This window comes from Legionella qingyii, assembly GCF_003990155.1.
Lineage (GTDB): Bacteria > Pseudomonadota > Gammaproteobacteria > Legionellales > Legionellaceae > Legionella > Legionella qingyii.
Window position 1 is genome coordinate 1 of record NZ_RZGX01000022.1, and the last position, 15344, is coordinate 15344.

Consider the following 15344-nt stretch of genomic DNA (forward strand, 5'->3'; position numbering starts at 1 on the left):
TTACAGACTAAACCCCTTTAAAAGATAATCCACTGCGTGAGGCGTTGAAGTGATCAAATACTCCGGAATCGGTGATCAAATGACTAACGGAATTAGTGATCAAGTCCTCCGGAATACGCAATCGAAATTAATGAGAATAGTCTCGTGAACTAATCATAAAGAGAATTTGTACGTTTTTTTTGATTCAGTAAATTGAAATACAGCTCAAAATAATTTGAGTTACTAAAGGGGAAATTTTTTTGTTCATTATTTACATAATCAATCTTTTTATCGCAGGATGGTACTAGTGATAGAAAAAGAAACCACCAAAGTGATTTTTCTTATTGAGAAACCATCCTAAGCGATACATTTTCATGCCAATTTATAATGTAAGGATTTTCATATCCTTCAATTGAAGCAACGTGCAATGCCCATTGTTTTTCCCAAGAACTTGGAGGAAATGTTTTATTCCAGACCATAAACAATTGTCTTTGCGATGAGCTTAAGGATAAGCCATAATGATTCGCCATAAATAAATAAGCGCGTGCCACCACTCCTTTGGCAGAATCAGGCGGCTCAGCACGCCGCAATTTTTTATCAATTTTCATGGGACATCCTAGATAATCGGGTTGTGTAGGCAACACGCTAAATCGATAGTTCGAACGGGCTTGATTCACCACCCCTACTTCTGGCCATAAGTTATAAAGTTCGGCTTCCACATGGCGAAATTGTTCATCGATTTTTTCACAACATCGTCGCCCTTTATAGGGTTTTCCCTGTTTATCCTCGCACATTGGTTCTCGCCAACACGCAAATTGCCGCCCAAAATGCTCGGCAGCCATAATATGCTCCCACTCAATACGATGTGCTCGTTTGATTGAATCAGCAGCTAGCATGCCGCAACTGGCTAGATTAACTTCTTTTTCTTCATAACTGCATTGGCAATATATGGTATGTGGGTGTTTCTTAAATAATTGTGCCGCAATTTTCTTGGATTGTGAAAAAGAGCCTGGAGTCTGAGCATAACTTAGAGAGATACAGCACAATAAAACTAAAATTCGATACATAAGATACCATGAAGGAAAAAATAGGCGTCATTATAAGATAGTTCGTTGTTTCTTCTATAGAAAAAATATTACGGATAAAAACATCAAATAATAAGCATTGAATGCATACATAAACCAAGCATAAGTCTCTAAAGTAGCCTCGCTCCTTTTAGAAAATATCAGTGGTTGAAATAAGTTAAGTGTGATTCAGGCTTGCATACACCACAATACCACCGATTTTTTTTGTATTTAGACCCAGCAATAATTGCTTGTATCCTGAATACAGAATATCCCAAGCTTGTTGACCAAATTGCTGCTTAACCTGCTCACGCTTTTGTTCAAAAGAATCTAATAAAATTGTATACCAGTGAATAAAGTGCTCGCTGAGATCAACACTTTCTTTAAATGTCCATCCAGTTGCAGAGAGCTGCTTCTTTATTTCAGGTAAATAAATTGGATTAAAACGAGTGTCCCGTGAGAATCTGAATGCTGTCATAATTTTTTTAACGCAATTTCTTTAGATTCAAAACAAAAAAAGGCACTGCAGCTATAAATGCATTGAAATGATTTGTGAGAAAGCTTTGTGCTGCTCAAAATATCTTCGCATATAAATTTAACGTCAGGATAGCTCGTCTTTGCGCGATCAAGATCAATAAGATTTCTATCGATATCAACGCCTGTAACTATACCCTATCCTTTTTTTTGTACATAATGAGCAGTTCCACCTAATCCACATCCAACATTAAGTAAACGATTTTCGCTGTTTTTAGCAATAGGTGATAAAGAAACCTCGATTGCTTCAATTTCACTAGGATGCGCAAAGTCCCCTTCTCTTAACATTGCCAATATCTGTTTCGTATATTCCATATCGCAACTCCACTGTTATCCCACAGAGTTATCAACAGAAAATGTGAATAACTTGTCGCTGTCGCAATGATATGGACTCATCCTCCCTTTTAAACGGCTATTAGATGAGCCAAACTGTTTTTGTGTAAAAACAAAAAGAAAAGGAGAGTCCATATCATTGCGACAGCTACTAACTTAACCTTTATTTCTCATTCTCACGTACGTAAATAGCTTTATCTTTATGGTTAGTTTCAAAGACAATTTGAATCTTTCTGAGTTTTTAGAATACATCAAGTGAACAATATTTACTCAACGACCTCTTCCATATTTAATTCCTCCTTTTGCTGTAGGAACATTTCAATCGAAGGCATTTCTGTATTTTGCATCACTTCTTTTAGAAAAAGATAAAACCTATCTCTGATAAGCACGTTTTCCATTCCATTTTTTTCAAATAACGAATAATAGACCGTCTTTTTTATCTTTGCTTGAAACTGCTGAACTACGTTGTTCTTTTCAAATTCGGATAAGTTGTTGAACATAGTCTCAATATGCTTGCGCTTAAACAGATCGTATTCTTCTATATTTTTTTTACTAGCGATCTCATCCTTTTTGGGATTAACTATATGTTCTTTTGAACTTACCGGTGACTGGTAATCATCTTTTAATGCTGCCATTAAATATTTTGATAAGTTTCTAATCGCACCATTTTTATATGGTTCGCTACTAGTTATTAAATTGATTTTTTCTTCTATGTAAGATTTATCAAATTGCTTAAGCACTTCATCAACTTGTTTTGATGAAAAGCCAAATTTTTGTTTTAACTTCTCTACTAAATCATTAAATGTATCTTGACCTAAGATTGCATTTTGTTGTTGTTTGTTTCTTATAAGAAATCTAATCGACACAACTTGGCGATTAAGCTTCCTAAATTCAGGTTCTACTGACATTAATGTATATTGATTAACTTCATCTACCGCCTTTTTTATGACTCTATGATTCAAATCCCTAAATATTTTATACAATCCATCTTCAACACCCATTAACTTTCTAAATGTTTCAAGATCAAACCAAGGCGTATTTCCAATGGATTTATATCTATTACAATTCTCATATAGGGTTAATCCATAACTTGATTGAAATTTTGTCTGGATATTAAGATCAATTTTACCGTATCGCACTGGATGATATAATAATTTTCTCATTTTATTACTATATGAGTATCTACATATAGAACCTCTAATTGATACATCAGAAATAATTGAACTTGCGTTCCATGTTTCACTATCCTCTGATAGCTCGTCAATAACATTCCACTCAATTACAGTTGATAAAAGTTTTAATAAAGCATCCTTAACTTTTCGATGATCATTACTATCGAATCCGACAAGCTTTGTTAGTTCGGAAATTTGGATTACATGATCATCTTGTGTCATCAAATTATGATATGCATGAAATAATAAAGCATTAGCAATTTTTCTCTGTAGTAAAGTTATCTTCCCATGACAGTGGATTGTTGCTATATGTTTCTTTAACTCAAATTTCTCTTTATTTATTGTTGTTATTGTCATTCCAAGTCCTTTGTAGACTTCAGCTCAAGAAAAGTTAAGTGGCTTAACTTTTTCCTGCAAACGTCACATTTCGTCAAATCTTCTTAAAATTTAAATTCATCGGTCTAATAGGAAAGTTAAGTGACTTAACTTTCTCCCGTAAGTGTCACATTTAAATAATTTGCCTTAATCTACCTATGCCACTGAGCCAACTAGAAGATAAAATTAATTAGTCTTATCTAGCAAGCATGGCAATTTATTATGTATGTTATAAAAATTGAGCTGCTTTAAACATAAAGTTAAGTCACTTAACTTTTTCCTGCAAACGTCACATTTGCTTTCTTAACATAACTAGAAATCTATAAATTCTTATTTCAAAAGTAAAAATTAAGACTTAATTAATCTTTGTAAAATAGCTGTTCTCAATATCTTACTTTGAACACCTTCAAGAGAAGGGTAGTCTGTTCTTATATTAATTACAGCATCACTAATTAATGTTTTAAAAGATCTATCTACAGAGATGTAGTCTAATTTTTCAAACCCCTGCATTTGATCACTTAACATGACAAGTTCTTTATAATTATTCATATTTAACAACTCAAGTACTGCCTCACAAATCCATTTACTCTTGCCTTTTAAATCATATCCGCTCTTTATCATATCGTTTTTTAAGTCTGATAAGATTAGTTCAGAAATAAAGTAACTTATCCTAGCTTTAGTGTTTTTTGTATCTATCTTAATCATTAACTTGTTCCAAACTTGAAATAATAGTTTTTAGTGCTCTAGAAATATCTCTTGGATTATCCATATTAACTTTGGATAGATTTGTTTTTAACATTCTATCTTCAACATGATCTAATAAAATACAGAATATTTTCTTTGCTGCATTAATATTATTTATTGAACCCAAACTAATTTTTTTTCCTCTTACATAAGAGGAAACCATGACATGTTCATGTTGGTGATTTATTTCAAAATTTATTTCAAGATATTTTTTTAAATCAACAAGTGTTGCTCCATTTATAGCGTCCTGTATCGCCTTATTTCTAAGATTTAAATCTTTGATTTGACACAATATAGCTATCTTCTCAATATTAGAGATCTTATTTTCAGCGATTATCTTTCTAATATCTTGATCTGCAGCCAAAAGTAACTTTAAATTTGAAGCATGAGGTTTTGAACAGCCTATTAAATTACTAATATCTACAGGCCTTATATCATTGATATTAAAATTTGATGCTTTCGCATAAGCGTTTACAATCATTTCAAAATTAAGAAGTCTATCGTGCAAGGAAAGGTCTGTCCGTTCGGAATTTTCCACCCATTGCAATAATCTAATTTTAAGCTCATCAGGTTTTTTATCTATTATTTTGGCTTGTATATCTGTCTTGCCAATTAAAATAGAGGCTAATGTTCGACGTTCACCAGCAATTAGACGATAACTTGCATTTGATTCATACACTATGACCGGATTTAGAATGCCATGCTCATTTATTGAATTTGCCAATGATCGTAATTCTTCTTTTTCTGTAGTTTTTATTTCCAATAAAGGATCGTTGTCAGAAATTCCATGGAGCAGATCGTTCATTGAGATCGTTAATGTCCTTGGATTATCAGGATCAACCTCTATTTTACTTAATGGAATAACATCAATACGTAATTGATTTGAGTAATTTTGAGCTGCAGCAAAAGTCTGTTCTAATCCATCTGATAAAGAACTTCCTATAGAAAATACTTTTCTCTTAGCCATTGTTAAATACCTTATTCGTTATATATTGACATACATTTTCATACTCAATTCGTTCTATACTATTTTCTGAAAGCTCGAAAATACTTTTAGGATTTGCATTTTCAGCAAGTATTTCTGTATAGACAGATCTTTTCTTTATCTCATGAGGAATAACATATTTAGAGGTAAATTCCTTATTTCTGAGATCGTTTAGAAAATGCTTATGAATGTTAATATTTCGTACTTGATTAGGTAAAATTCCGATCAATTCAATGGGGTTATCTTTGGATCTTGCGTACGTTTCCTGTTTCCAAAGTTGCAACATCCCATAAATTCCCTCAATAGAAAATTGCTCCATTTGTGCTGGAATAACTAAATGAGTGGCAGCTTTTATTGCTGAAATTGTTAAAGGTCCTTTTGATGGCGGTGTATCAATAATAATCACATCATATGCTTTTTGTACCTCAGGATCTTCTACAAATTTTTTAATTTGCAAATGTACTTTTTCTTTAACTTCATTTTTCGTGACTGCTTCTGCTTCTTGTAATTTAATTGAGTGTGCAGGTGCAATTTCAAGATTATTAATTTGAGTAGGGTAGGGGATAACTCCTTCGCCATAGAATATATTTGCAATGCCACTTCTACCATCCCAGTCTGTATCAATGTCAGGCTCATAATCTGGATGCAAAGGGGGGATTTTTCCTCCTTGATAAGCTGGATCATAAGTCATCTGAAGATACCGGCCAGAAAAATTAGCCTGTGGATCTAGATCCATTGATAATACTTTTCTGTTTTGTATTAGTGCCAAATACTCAGCCAGTACAATTGAATTTGTTGTCTTTCCCTCCCCACCTTTGTGGGTTGCATTTACAATAACTTTTGCCATATTGTTACTATTAAGTAGGTTATGTAAAAACATAATATATGCATTTGCATGTTATATGCAATATAAAATCAACAACTAACAGTTTGTTTTTTTGTTTAAGTAGTTTAAATTGTTTAACCCAATTCAACTAATTGTTTTTAAAAGTTTTTTTTAGTTGAAAGGTGTCGTTTACGGGATTTGATGTGACATTTACAGGGGGGTAAGTGACATAAGCAGGATGGATTTGTGACATTTGCGGGATTTTAATGTGACGTATAGAGGGAAATGTGACGTTTGCAGGATTATGGTTAAATGATCTATGGTGATTTGGCTATTAAGTTATAACATCGAATTGTTTTTGCTGCATTTAATTGATGTTGTTTATTGCTTTTTCTCATATAATTACTTACTTTTGATTGCGATATTATTCGTCACTATAAATTTGTTAAGCAACTTTCTTCCTACAAAATTAAATAGCATGGGTGGGCTTACAATAATAGAGTGTTAGGACGTTAAATGGATGTTGGAAAGAGGGTTTCTAAAGGGATAGCATATTTACATTGGCTAAACGGAATAACAACATTTAGTTTCGCTATCTTATTTTCATCGTTGTCGCTTTACTTAACTAAAAGAATTGGGTTGAGCCAAACAGAATCTAATGGAATTGTAGGTTTTTTTCTTGCCTCGAATTTTATTCTGCATTTTGTTTCTGGTTATATTGGAGATAGATTTTTAAATAATCGATTGCTATTTGCTATTTCAACACTCATACAAACTTTAGGTTTAATAGTGCTTAATTTTTCGGATTCTTTTGTGTATCTAGGGTTAAGCTTGTTTCTTATAGGGTGTGGTTTAGGATCTACATGTATTAACTGCCTTATTACCCAACAATTTACAGGTCACGAAAATGAATTAAGAGAAAAAGCATTTTTTCATAATTACAGTGCGATGAATATAGGATTTCTCTCCGGTTATGTTATGAGCGGGTTTATTGATATTCACGATAGATACGATCGTTTATTTGAAGTAAGTAATTTGATTAATCTAATTACAGTGTTTTTCATTATTAAGTCGTGGAGATATTTCGCAAAAAATAAAGTAAATACCATGGATGAGTTAAAGAGGGGTCGACTAGGGCTGGCATTAATCATACTTATTATACCTATCCTTCTGGCAGGGTTTTATTGTTCTTGGTTAGCAAATGGCCTCATACTCTTTATTGGTGCTGCGGCTTTATTCTATATCACATTACTTGGACGTAGTTTAAGTACGCATAATGCACGGAAAAAAATTTATTCTTTTGTATTTTTAACGGGAAGTTCAATTGTATTTTGGATGCTCTATTTTGTAGGGCCTATGGGGGTTACTCAGTTTCTGAAGTATAATGTGAATATTTATATAGCTTCTAATTATATTCCTCCGCAATGGTTAATGAATTTAAATTCAATTTTTGTAATTATCGGCTCACCCATAGCAATCACTCTATTTGATAAACTAAGAAAGAAACAAATCACCATTTCGATATCTAAACAATTTATGTGTTCCTTAGTATTTATTGCAATGTCTTTTTTGACATTGACTATTGGCATAATGAATTGTGGCACTGAGGGATTAACTAGTATGGTTTGGATTATCGCGCATTATCTTCTTCAAGCGATAGGGGAGTTGCTTATTGCTCCAGTTGGTTACGCGATGATAGGAAGTCTTGCGCCAGAAAAACTGCAAGGGCTTATGATGGGGATATGGATGATGGCTTCAGGAATAGCAGCCACATTATCCAATTATTTTTCTAATTTAATGACTCAATCTGAATCATTAAATCCACTTGTTAGCAATGAACATTATATGAGCGCATTTACCCAGCTAGGTCTTTATGCCATCTTTGGTGCGCTCATTCTCTGGTTTTGTTCTAAAACGATTGAGAATAGTATACAAAAAACGTCGGTCGAAGCGATCAAAGGAATGGCATAATCTATTGTAATGATAATTCAGCCTGTAATTTGGATAACTTTGTTTCTTCTTGAACTAATATGGTTAGAAAATTTTTCAATATATTAGGGTTTTTTATTGTTTTGATATCCTTTTTAATGCCATTTATAAGACTTTGTTGAATTTGAAGTGACTTTTGTAATTTCATGTTAGTACATGGGGGATCGGCTAATTCATAAACATTGGATAAACGTTTATTTGTAGCAATCTCATCTAATCCAGAGTAAGCACATTCCTCTTTCTTTAATAGCAGTCGAATAGCATTTTCCTGATCTTGCTCTTCTTTGTAACGTTTCCCTTCCGGAGAATATTGATTAAATCCTTTGGGTGTTCTCCAGCGATTTGAGCGAAGAAGTTGAGAAATGATATTAATTTTGTGTTGAAAAGTGCCAACATTTTGAAATTGTTCTTGGTTAGTTAATGAAAATACAACTTCATCCAAGACTTTTTGTGGTGAAGATATTTTTATTCCGTGTTGCTTTTGGACATTCAATAACATCCCTTTAGCAATATTGAGCTCGTTTAGTGGTAATTTAGTATCTGAATGAGAAATGGTAATATTATTAATTACTCTATTATTTTCTTTATTAATGATATCTGTTGAAACAAGATAATCCATTCTCTCGTTTATATCCGGCTCAGGAACAAACTCCTTTTCTTTTATCTCTATAGTGTTTTGGGGCTCTTTGGGGATCAGTTGTAATTTTTTTTGAAGCGTTTCTGTAATGGCAATAAAGGAACGAGGTACACCGTAATATTTAAATCGCTTTCTGATAATGAAGCCGTTTTCTTCTAAATTCTTTAGATAAATATATATTCTGCTTTCACTAAACCCAAGCTCTGCTGCAAGTTCAGGAATTTTTTTTGTAAACCATAATCTATTCTCACGCTTTAAAAGAGTGCCTTGATGATGAAAGATTATTTTATCTAAGAGAAGAGCTTCTTTAGGGCATTTTGTTAATGAAAGAAGCTTGTTAAAGCCTAAATAATAAATCGAATTATTCATAATACATCCATGTGAAAAAAAATTACTTAATTAACCCCGATGTGGTCAGCATATAAATTAACTGAGGGGTGGTTTTACAATTAAAACTTGTTTTTAGGTCACTAAGTCGATAAAGAATGTACCTTTTTGACTTCTTTGTATCTTCAGCAATGTCATTCACATGGCAGCCGTTGACTATCATTTTTATGATTTGATTATCCACATGGTCGATTGTCATTTAAAACTCCGTTTTTATTTAAAACGCATTCCATGTGACATAATTTATAACTTGAAACGCATTAATGCAATAAAAATAACTGTTTTTACCAATAAATTTTATTACATGAAATACACGTTTATTGAATACGTTATTGTTCTCTTGTATGATTCCGTTAAATAATAGGATTTTATATTGATGCCATATGAGTGAATTATCGTGGGATAAGGTAAAAACGGATATAGCTCGGATTAACAAGCGCCTCTATGAAGTATTAGAAACCATCGACGGTATTCAAAATATGCTTTTTACTGTGCTTGAATATCAGTATGGGCAAATAATTGCAGATGAACACCATTTCTATTTACCTAATACTGGTGGGAAGCTACCTTCAGTTCCTTTTTCAATGGTTTTAGAAAAAAATCTTGAAATGTTTATTGAATTTAAAGGGAAGTCGAGTACACACCAAGTCTATAGAGAGGGCGATTTTTTAAGTGTTAGTTCACTTTATAATGTTTCAAATACCCATCATCCCACAGATATATTGCAGATTTCATCAGGTGCAAGGAATACATTCTTATTGTGTCCAGTGGCAGATGCAAGGCCTCATGCTAATTTAGAAAAATACTTTAAGGCAGATATTCCTGTTCCAGATGATCTTGGAAATCATTATTTAACCTTCAAAAGCTTATGCAATGCGGCTAATTGTAACTGGCGTTCAAGGTTATTGGTATTTCCCTCTGAAATTGTAACCTTAATAAAAGAGAATAAATTACCTGCTCTTTTGAGCTTGGTGATGGAGTTTGATTCCAATCAGACAGGATATTATGCAAATCTGCCTTTTTATAATTATCTAATGGCTTATGTTCGTGCAAATAATCCTGAAATATCTCAAAATGAATTCACTAATAATGCGATTAGTCAATTGATTACTATAGGAACTGGCCAAGTTCCTGGATACGGTTTAGCTGTTGGTGATGATTTGTTACCTTTAGATTTCATTGTTGAGGTGTATCGCGATATATATAAATCCAAATACACTCCCTTTGTTATGGAGCCAGTACATTTTGATAAAAATAAAAACAATCCTGTTTTTTATTCAATACTCAAAGAAGAGATGGCTTTTAAACCAACATCATTTTCAAATAAACCACAACGCTGTGAATTAATATACGATACTTATTTGCAATATGCGGATCATATAAAGAAGTTAGGTCATTTCAAGAGTACCCCGTTTTTTGAAAGTGCTACTAATCTGGATTTAACACTTTTTCACGAAAAAAATAATCAAGTGACTAATAACCTATTTAAATTGCCTAGAGAGACAATTTTTTCTTACGATTCTCGGTTTTTAGAAGTAACAGATAAACTTGGTTATTCAGTGGATCAGTTCCCTTCGAAAACAACATTTTTAGTAGGATGCTTTGGTATTAAATACAATGAAAATAAAGAAACTGTTATGCATTGATCCCCTCCAGGATTATGAACTAATTGATTGTGATCTACTCGTTCAGCTAGGAATTTCCCCCATTTTTTTGATTAAAGATGCATCTAAGTTTGTTAAGGACAGAGAAAATGTATTAGTAAGCTCATTTTCATTTAAAGATCTGCTCGCTATTTGTGATTCGATTCGCCCTGATTATATTGTCTGTTTTTCGGAAGATATGTTTGTTGATGTAGCAAAAGTCAGGGAAAAACAAAATATTGCAGGCATGGGTTTGAATACATCGATGCTATTAAGTCATAAAAATCTTATGTATCAAAAATTGGATGGTTTATTTTTATATCCTAAAACAACTACATTGATTGAATCTTCAAACCTAAAATCAATCAAAGAAAGGATAGGTAATCAAGAGATATTTATTAAACCTATTAATTCATCTGGTTCTTATGAGACATATCATATTAAAACCGAGAAGGATTTTTGTGATTTTTTGACCAATAAAAAAGAGGATGAGGAAAAATATATTGCTCAAGCTTATATTGCAGATGATTTATACCATTCAGAATTGGCAGTATTTGATGGAGATATATTATTTGTAGAAGCTAGAAAATATACGCATCCAAATCATTTAATGGTCAGCAAAAATTTGCCTATATTTAGTCTGAATATTTTAGATGAGCATCAGCGACAATTAATTTTGGATGCTTCAGTTAAGATTTGCCAGTTATTAGAATTCAATAATGGGGTGCTTCACACTGAGTTTTTCATGAGTGAGGATGGTTGTATTCACTTTATTGAAACAAATGCTAGACCTCCAGGTATTGGTCTAAATAAGTTATACCAGAAGAAATATTCCATAAGTCTTGAAACAATTTTATGTTGTATTGTTTGTGAGGTTGAGCCTCCTCGCTTGGTAAAGAATGAAAGTCATTACATTTGTGGTTATTTTCCTAGAAAGAACGGTGTTATAAAAAGAATTCATAAGCCAGAACTTTCTGTACAAAACGAGTGGATACTTTTTGTTAGGCCTGATGATATCAGTGAGCAAATGGCGCATATGTCTAAGTCAGCGATGGTGATTTGTTGGGATGACTCTATTACTGAAATAAATAAAGCAGGTAGCTTTCTTGCAGAGCAAGATATTGTAGAAATATATTAATTCTAAAAACCGATTATAGCCTCATTTTGGCTGCTGATGAGTTTTTAGTAAGGTCTTTAAACAGTTGTTCGTTCATATTTTCGTCACAATTGTTAAAAATATGAGTAAATTATATATGTCGTTTATACAAAAATCTACAGGTTATGAGAATGCATGAATATCAATTAATAGAGTTTAATTCAGATAGAAAACAAATCCAATTGGTTTCTAGTAAATCAAATTTGCAACAAGTATTAGCAGAATTTTATAAAGAAAATTTTGAAAAGATGTTTGACGACTCTGGTTGTTCAAAGGGATACATTTCCGTATTCGTTAACTCAGAACAGATCTCATCCATTAAAGACATTATTCTTAACCCAAATGATGAAGTGTGTATTGTGACTTCTATTTCAGGGGGGTAGGTGAGTGGATAGATACAAACGTCAAATTTCCGTTATTGGAGAGCAGGGTCAAAAAATAATAAATAACACAGCAATTATGATCGTTGGACTCGGCGGGATAGGCAGTCCGGTAGCTCAGTATCTTGCCGCAGCTGGTGTTGGAAAGTTAATTCTTGTCGACGATGATAAAGTAGACCTTTCTAATTTGCATAGACAGATCTTATTTAATGAATGCGATATAGGGTTCTATAAGGCAGAAAAGGCGAGGGATGTTTTAAGTAAAATTAATAAAAATATTGTTATAGAGGCTCACACTAAAAGGTTTGATGTGGATTTAGGATATTCCTTAGTATCTGATATCGACTTGATTATTGACGGAACAGATAATTTTGAAACAAGATACCTTATTAACGATATTTGTGTTTTAAAGAATAAAGTATTTATCAGCTGTAGTATTTTGGTCAATATCATTCAGCTTGCTTTATTTGATACAAAGCACCTTTGTTATCGTTGTCTATATCCCAATCCACCACCTATAGGTGTAATACCTAATTGTTCGGAAGCGGGTGTGTTAGGCACTGTGACAGGAATGGCAGGAACAATGGCTGCTAATCTGGCATTAAATTATTTACTCAATATAGAGAATGAGAAAGTACCACAAATACGAATAATAGATGCAAAAAACTTCAATATTTCTTCCATGCCTATAAAGCAAAATAATAACTGTTTTGCATGTAAACAAAGAAAAATAAGCTTAAATTATCTACAGAATCAAGGCGCTGATTATGGAATTACCCTGGGGCAACTTGATAGAACCAAGCATTTTCTAGTTGATATAAGGCAAAAAGAAGAACGAGAGATTACTAAGTTAGAAGATGATCTATTTTTTCCTGTTAAAGAGAATACTGATTATTCATTTTTCTTATCCTATAAAGATAAGAAGTTGGTATTTTATTGTGCATCAGGATATCGAAGTAAATTGTTTGTATCAGAACTGAGAAACTTAGGTGTTGATGCCTATTATCTTAATGAAAGGCTTTTTAAATGATTTTTGAGCATCAAGAAACGTCTTTAAGAGCTCGCAATTACTGCGAAACACTAGGCGTATTGACTTCTCTCAAGAAACTGGCGGGAATTACACGGTTAGCTGATTTAACCCATTTAGATTACACTGCTCTACCTGTCTATACTGCGATAAGGCCTAGAGCAAAATCGTTAACCACGAGTCAGGGAAAAGGATTAACAAAAGAAGCAGCTCAGTGCTCGGCATTGATGGAGTCCATTGAAGTATATTTTGCCGAAGAATTAATCCCTCAAGTGACTAATAAGTCAGAGCTTGACCTAGATCAAGAAAAAGCTATTTTTATACCACTAAACGATCTTTCAAAGTCTGTACACTTTAATGATTCATCACGGCCAATGAATTGGGTACAAGCTGAACTAATATTTGCAGAAAAATCCATTCTCGTGCCTTTTGCTGAGTTCTCACTAAATTCTTATTTGCCAGAAGTATTGATTTACTCTCCTGATACAACTGGACTTGCTGGGGGGAATAACTATAACGAGGCTCTTTTACACGGAATTCTAGAGGTAATAGAACGACAAGATGCTCTAAAGATATCTGATACTGCTTTTGTTAATGGCGAAGTGGTCAAAAATATAACAAAAAAATTTGATTGTCATATTTACTTTCATGAAAATATTTATGAAATTCCTTCGTTTGATGTATGTGTTAAATCAAAAAATCCTTTTGAAAATCAAATTCTATTCAAAGGTGGCGGATGTCATCTCGATAAACAAATAGCTTTAAATCGTGCACTGACTGAGGCTATTCAATCGCGAGTAACTACAATAGCAGGTTCCCGTGATGACTTGATTCATACAAAGTATGATTTTAAAACTAGTGAATTTCCTGTCGTCAAAGATAAAAATAATTTTTCTGAGTTGCCTAATTATTCGGTAAAGACAATAGAAGATGCACTTTCGGTTCTGTTTGAAAAAATTAAAGGAAACAATCAGGATATTTTAGTTTATAAATACTATGACAAAGAAATATGCATTTTAAAAGTAAAACTAATTTCTATGGATTTGATAAGTCATGTATGAAACCGTAGTTTTTTTAGAAACTTCGTTAACCCATCAAGAGGCGATGCATCTACTTCCCGATGCGGCGTATTTCCCTTCAATCAAAAAGGGAGATGTACTTAAAGCAATAAAATCAGGGTATAAACGGATAGTTATCATCGATGGAAATTTTTCCTGGGTTCCTTCTGTGTGGCATAAAGAAATATTAACAGCATTAGACTACGGTATTGAGGTTTGGGGGGCAGCTTCAATGGGTGCTTTGAGAGCAGCGGAGCTGAATTCGTTTGGGATGAGGGGACATGGACGTATATATGAGATGTATAAGAATGAAGAAGTAGAGGGTGACGATGAGGTGGCTATTGCTTATTCTAAATTCAATAACGTGCAAACTATTCCTTTAATCAATATCCGCATAACGCTTAAACGACTAAATAGTATTAATAATGAAACTATTTTAAATTCAATACGCTCCATTTTTTATGCTGAAAGAACTTGGGAGAAAATCGCTCAATACGTGCCAGAAGATCTTTATCATTTGATTAAATCTCATTATATAGACGCAAAAAAAGAGGATGCAAAGTCGTTATTGTTTTCTTTAAGCCAACAACACATTCCTTCTACGGTTTTTGATTTAAATAGAAAAAAAAGAGAGTTTACTCTTTTTGAAAAAAAATTAATTGAGTCTACCTTGTCTCCTGTTTGGTTGCGTGCTCCGGCGCATGAGCAGATAGAAGGTTCGTCTTCTCTACAGAGGGCGGAAAATATTCTTAAATTACTATCAATTCCTGAAACAAAAAAGAATAGGCTCCATTATCAATACTTACTGTCTCTTCTTGATCAACAAGCGTACACAATTACAGAATACGAGCTTATATATCAAGTCGAACAATTTAGAGAGGAGCATAACTTGTTAAAAGGAGAGGATTTTTTTAACTGGTTAAAGGATATGGCATTGCATGAGTCTAACCTAGAACAACTCTTTACCGACTATGTAAAATTGATGAAATATTTGATAATTACCTACGATTTCAATAGTTATTTTAATTAGCCTATTCATTCTAAAAAAAAATTTC

The 15344-nt window shown here is 32.9% G+C and carries 17 protein-coding genes; 7 read left to right on the forward strand and 10 right to left on the reverse strand.

What is annotated here, in order from left to right; genetic code table 11:
* Window positions 1–320: 320 nt before the first annotated feature.
* From ELY20_RS14170 to ELY20_RS14200, 8 genes are all read right to left on the reverse strand, one after another.
* Window positions 321–1046 carry an endonuclease gene (locus ELY20_RS14170; RefSeq protein WP_110143511.1) on the reverse strand — a complete coding sequence of 242 codons (726 nt, stop codon included), beginning with the start codon at window positions 1044–1046 and terminating at the stop codon, window positions 321–323.
* 175 nt (window positions 1047–1221) lie between these two features.
* Window positions 1222–1521 (reverse strand): hypothetical protein, encoded by a 300-nt coding sequence (locus ELY20_RS14175; RefSeq protein WP_110143512.1) that lies wholly within the window; start codon window positions 1519–1521, stop codon window positions 1222–1224.
* Window positions 1518–1712, reverse strand: coding sequence for a methyltransferase domain-containing protein (locus ELY20_RS17205; protein WP_110143513.1), 195 nt, complete (start codon window positions 1710–1712; stop codon window positions 1518–1520). Before ELY20_RS17205 ends, ELY20_RS14175 begins: the two co-directional genes overlap by 4 nt.
* Window positions 1713–1715: 3 nt before the next feature.
* Window positions 1716–1892 carry a hypothetical protein gene (locus ELY20_RS16805; protein WP_158618890.1) on the reverse strand — a complete coding sequence of 59 codons (177 nt, stop codon included), beginning with the start codon at window positions 1890–1892 and terminating at the stop codon, window positions 1716–1718.
* A gap of 284 nt (window positions 1893–2176) precedes the next feature.
* Window positions 2177–3439, reverse strand: coding sequence for a replication initiation protein (locus ELY20_RS14185; RefSeq protein WP_110143514.1), 1263 nt, complete (start codon window positions 3437–3439; stop codon window positions 2177–2179).
* 366 nt (window positions 3440–3805) lie between these two features.
* Complete coding sequence (locus ELY20_RS14190; RefSeq protein ID WP_085663086.1) at window positions 3806–4162, reverse strand: hypothetical protein; 357 nt, start codon at window positions 4160–4162, stop codon at window positions 3806–3808.
* Complete coding sequence (locus tag ELY20_RS14195; protein WP_110143515.1) at window positions 4155–5168, reverse strand: ParB/RepB/Spo0J family partition protein; 1014 nt, start codon at window positions 5166–5168, stop codon at window positions 4155–4157. The genes ELY20_RS14190 and ELY20_RS14195 overlap by 8 nt, the downstream gene beginning before the upstream one ends.
* Window positions 5161–6033: a ParA family protein gene (locus ELY20_RS14200; protein ID WP_158618891.1), complete on the reverse strand. Its 873-nt coding sequence runs from the start codon at window positions 6031–6033 to the stop codon at window positions 5161–5163. Before ELY20_RS14200 ends, ELY20_RS14195 begins: the two co-directional genes overlap by 8 nt.
* 495 nt (window positions 6034–6528) lie before the next feature.
* Here ELY20_RS14200 and ELY20_RS14210 point away from each other — a divergent pair, with 495 nt between their 5' ends.
* Window positions 6529–7983 (forward strand): peptide MFS transporter, encoded by a 1455-nt coding sequence (locus tag ELY20_RS14210; RefSeq protein WP_110143517.1) that lies wholly within the window; start codon window positions 6529–6531, stop codon window positions 7981–7983.
* Window position 7984: 1 nt separating this feature from the next.
* On the opposite strand, the gene ELY20_RS14215 is transcribed toward ELY20_RS14210, so the two are convergent.
* Window positions 7985–9007 (reverse strand): hypothetical protein, encoded by a 1023-nt coding sequence (locus tag ELY20_RS14215; protein ID WP_110143518.1) that lies wholly within the window; start codon window positions 9005–9007, stop codon window positions 7985–7987.
* Between the two features lie 22 nt (window positions 9008–9029).
* Window positions 9030–9224, reverse strand: coding sequence for a hypothetical protein (locus tag ELY20_RS14220; RefSeq protein WP_058533776.1), 195 nt, complete (start codon window positions 9222–9224; stop codon window positions 9030–9032).
* A 184-nt stretch (window positions 9225–9408) separates the two neighbouring features.
* Here ELY20_RS14220 and ELY20_RS14225 point away from each other — a divergent pair, with 184 nt between their 5' ends.
* The 6 genes from ELY20_RS14225 to ELY20_RS14250 all read left to right on the forward strand — a co-directional run bounded on the left by ELY20_RS14225 (window position 9409) and on the right by ELY20_RS14250 (window position 15319).
* Window positions 9409–10671 carry a hypothetical protein gene (locus ELY20_RS14225; RefSeq protein ID WP_110143519.1) on the forward strand — a complete coding sequence of 421 codons (1263 nt, stop codon included), beginning with the start codon at window positions 9409–9411 and terminating at the stop codon, window positions 10669–10671.
* Window positions 10672–10738: 67 nt separating this feature from the next.
* Window positions 10739–11806 carry an ATP-grasp domain-containing protein gene (locus tag ELY20_RS14230; protein ID WP_233590606.1) on the forward strand — a complete coding sequence of 356 codons (1068 nt, stop codon included), beginning with the start codon at window positions 10739–10741 and terminating at the stop codon, window positions 11804–11806.
* A gap of 149 nt (window positions 11807–11955) precedes the next feature.
* Window positions 11956–12207, forward strand: a complete 252-nt coding sequence (locus ELY20_RS14235) for a MoaD/ThiS family protein (RefSeq protein ID WP_110143521.1) — start codon at window positions 11956–11958, stop codon at window positions 12205–12207.
* A gap of 4 nt (window positions 12208–12211) precedes the next feature.
* A complete protein-coding gene (locus tag ELY20_RS14240; RefSeq protein WP_110143522.1) occupies window positions 12212–13234 on the forward strand; it encodes a HesA/MoeB/ThiF family protein in 1023 nt (340 codons plus the stop codon).
* Window positions 13231–14292 carry a YcaO-like family protein gene (locus tag ELY20_RS14245; protein WP_110143523.1) on the forward strand — a complete coding sequence of 354 codons (1062 nt, stop codon included), beginning with the start codon at window positions 13231–13233 and terminating at the stop codon, window positions 14290–14292. Before ELY20_RS14240 ends, ELY20_RS14245 begins: the two co-directional genes overlap by 4 nt.
* Window positions 14285–15319: a TfuA-like protein gene (locus ELY20_RS14250; RefSeq protein ID WP_110143524.1), complete on the forward strand. Its 1035-nt coding sequence runs from the start codon at window positions 14285–14287 to the stop codon at window positions 15317–15319. Before ELY20_RS14245 ends, ELY20_RS14250 begins: the two co-directional genes overlap by 8 nt.
* Window positions 15320–15344: the final 25 nt, after the last annotated feature.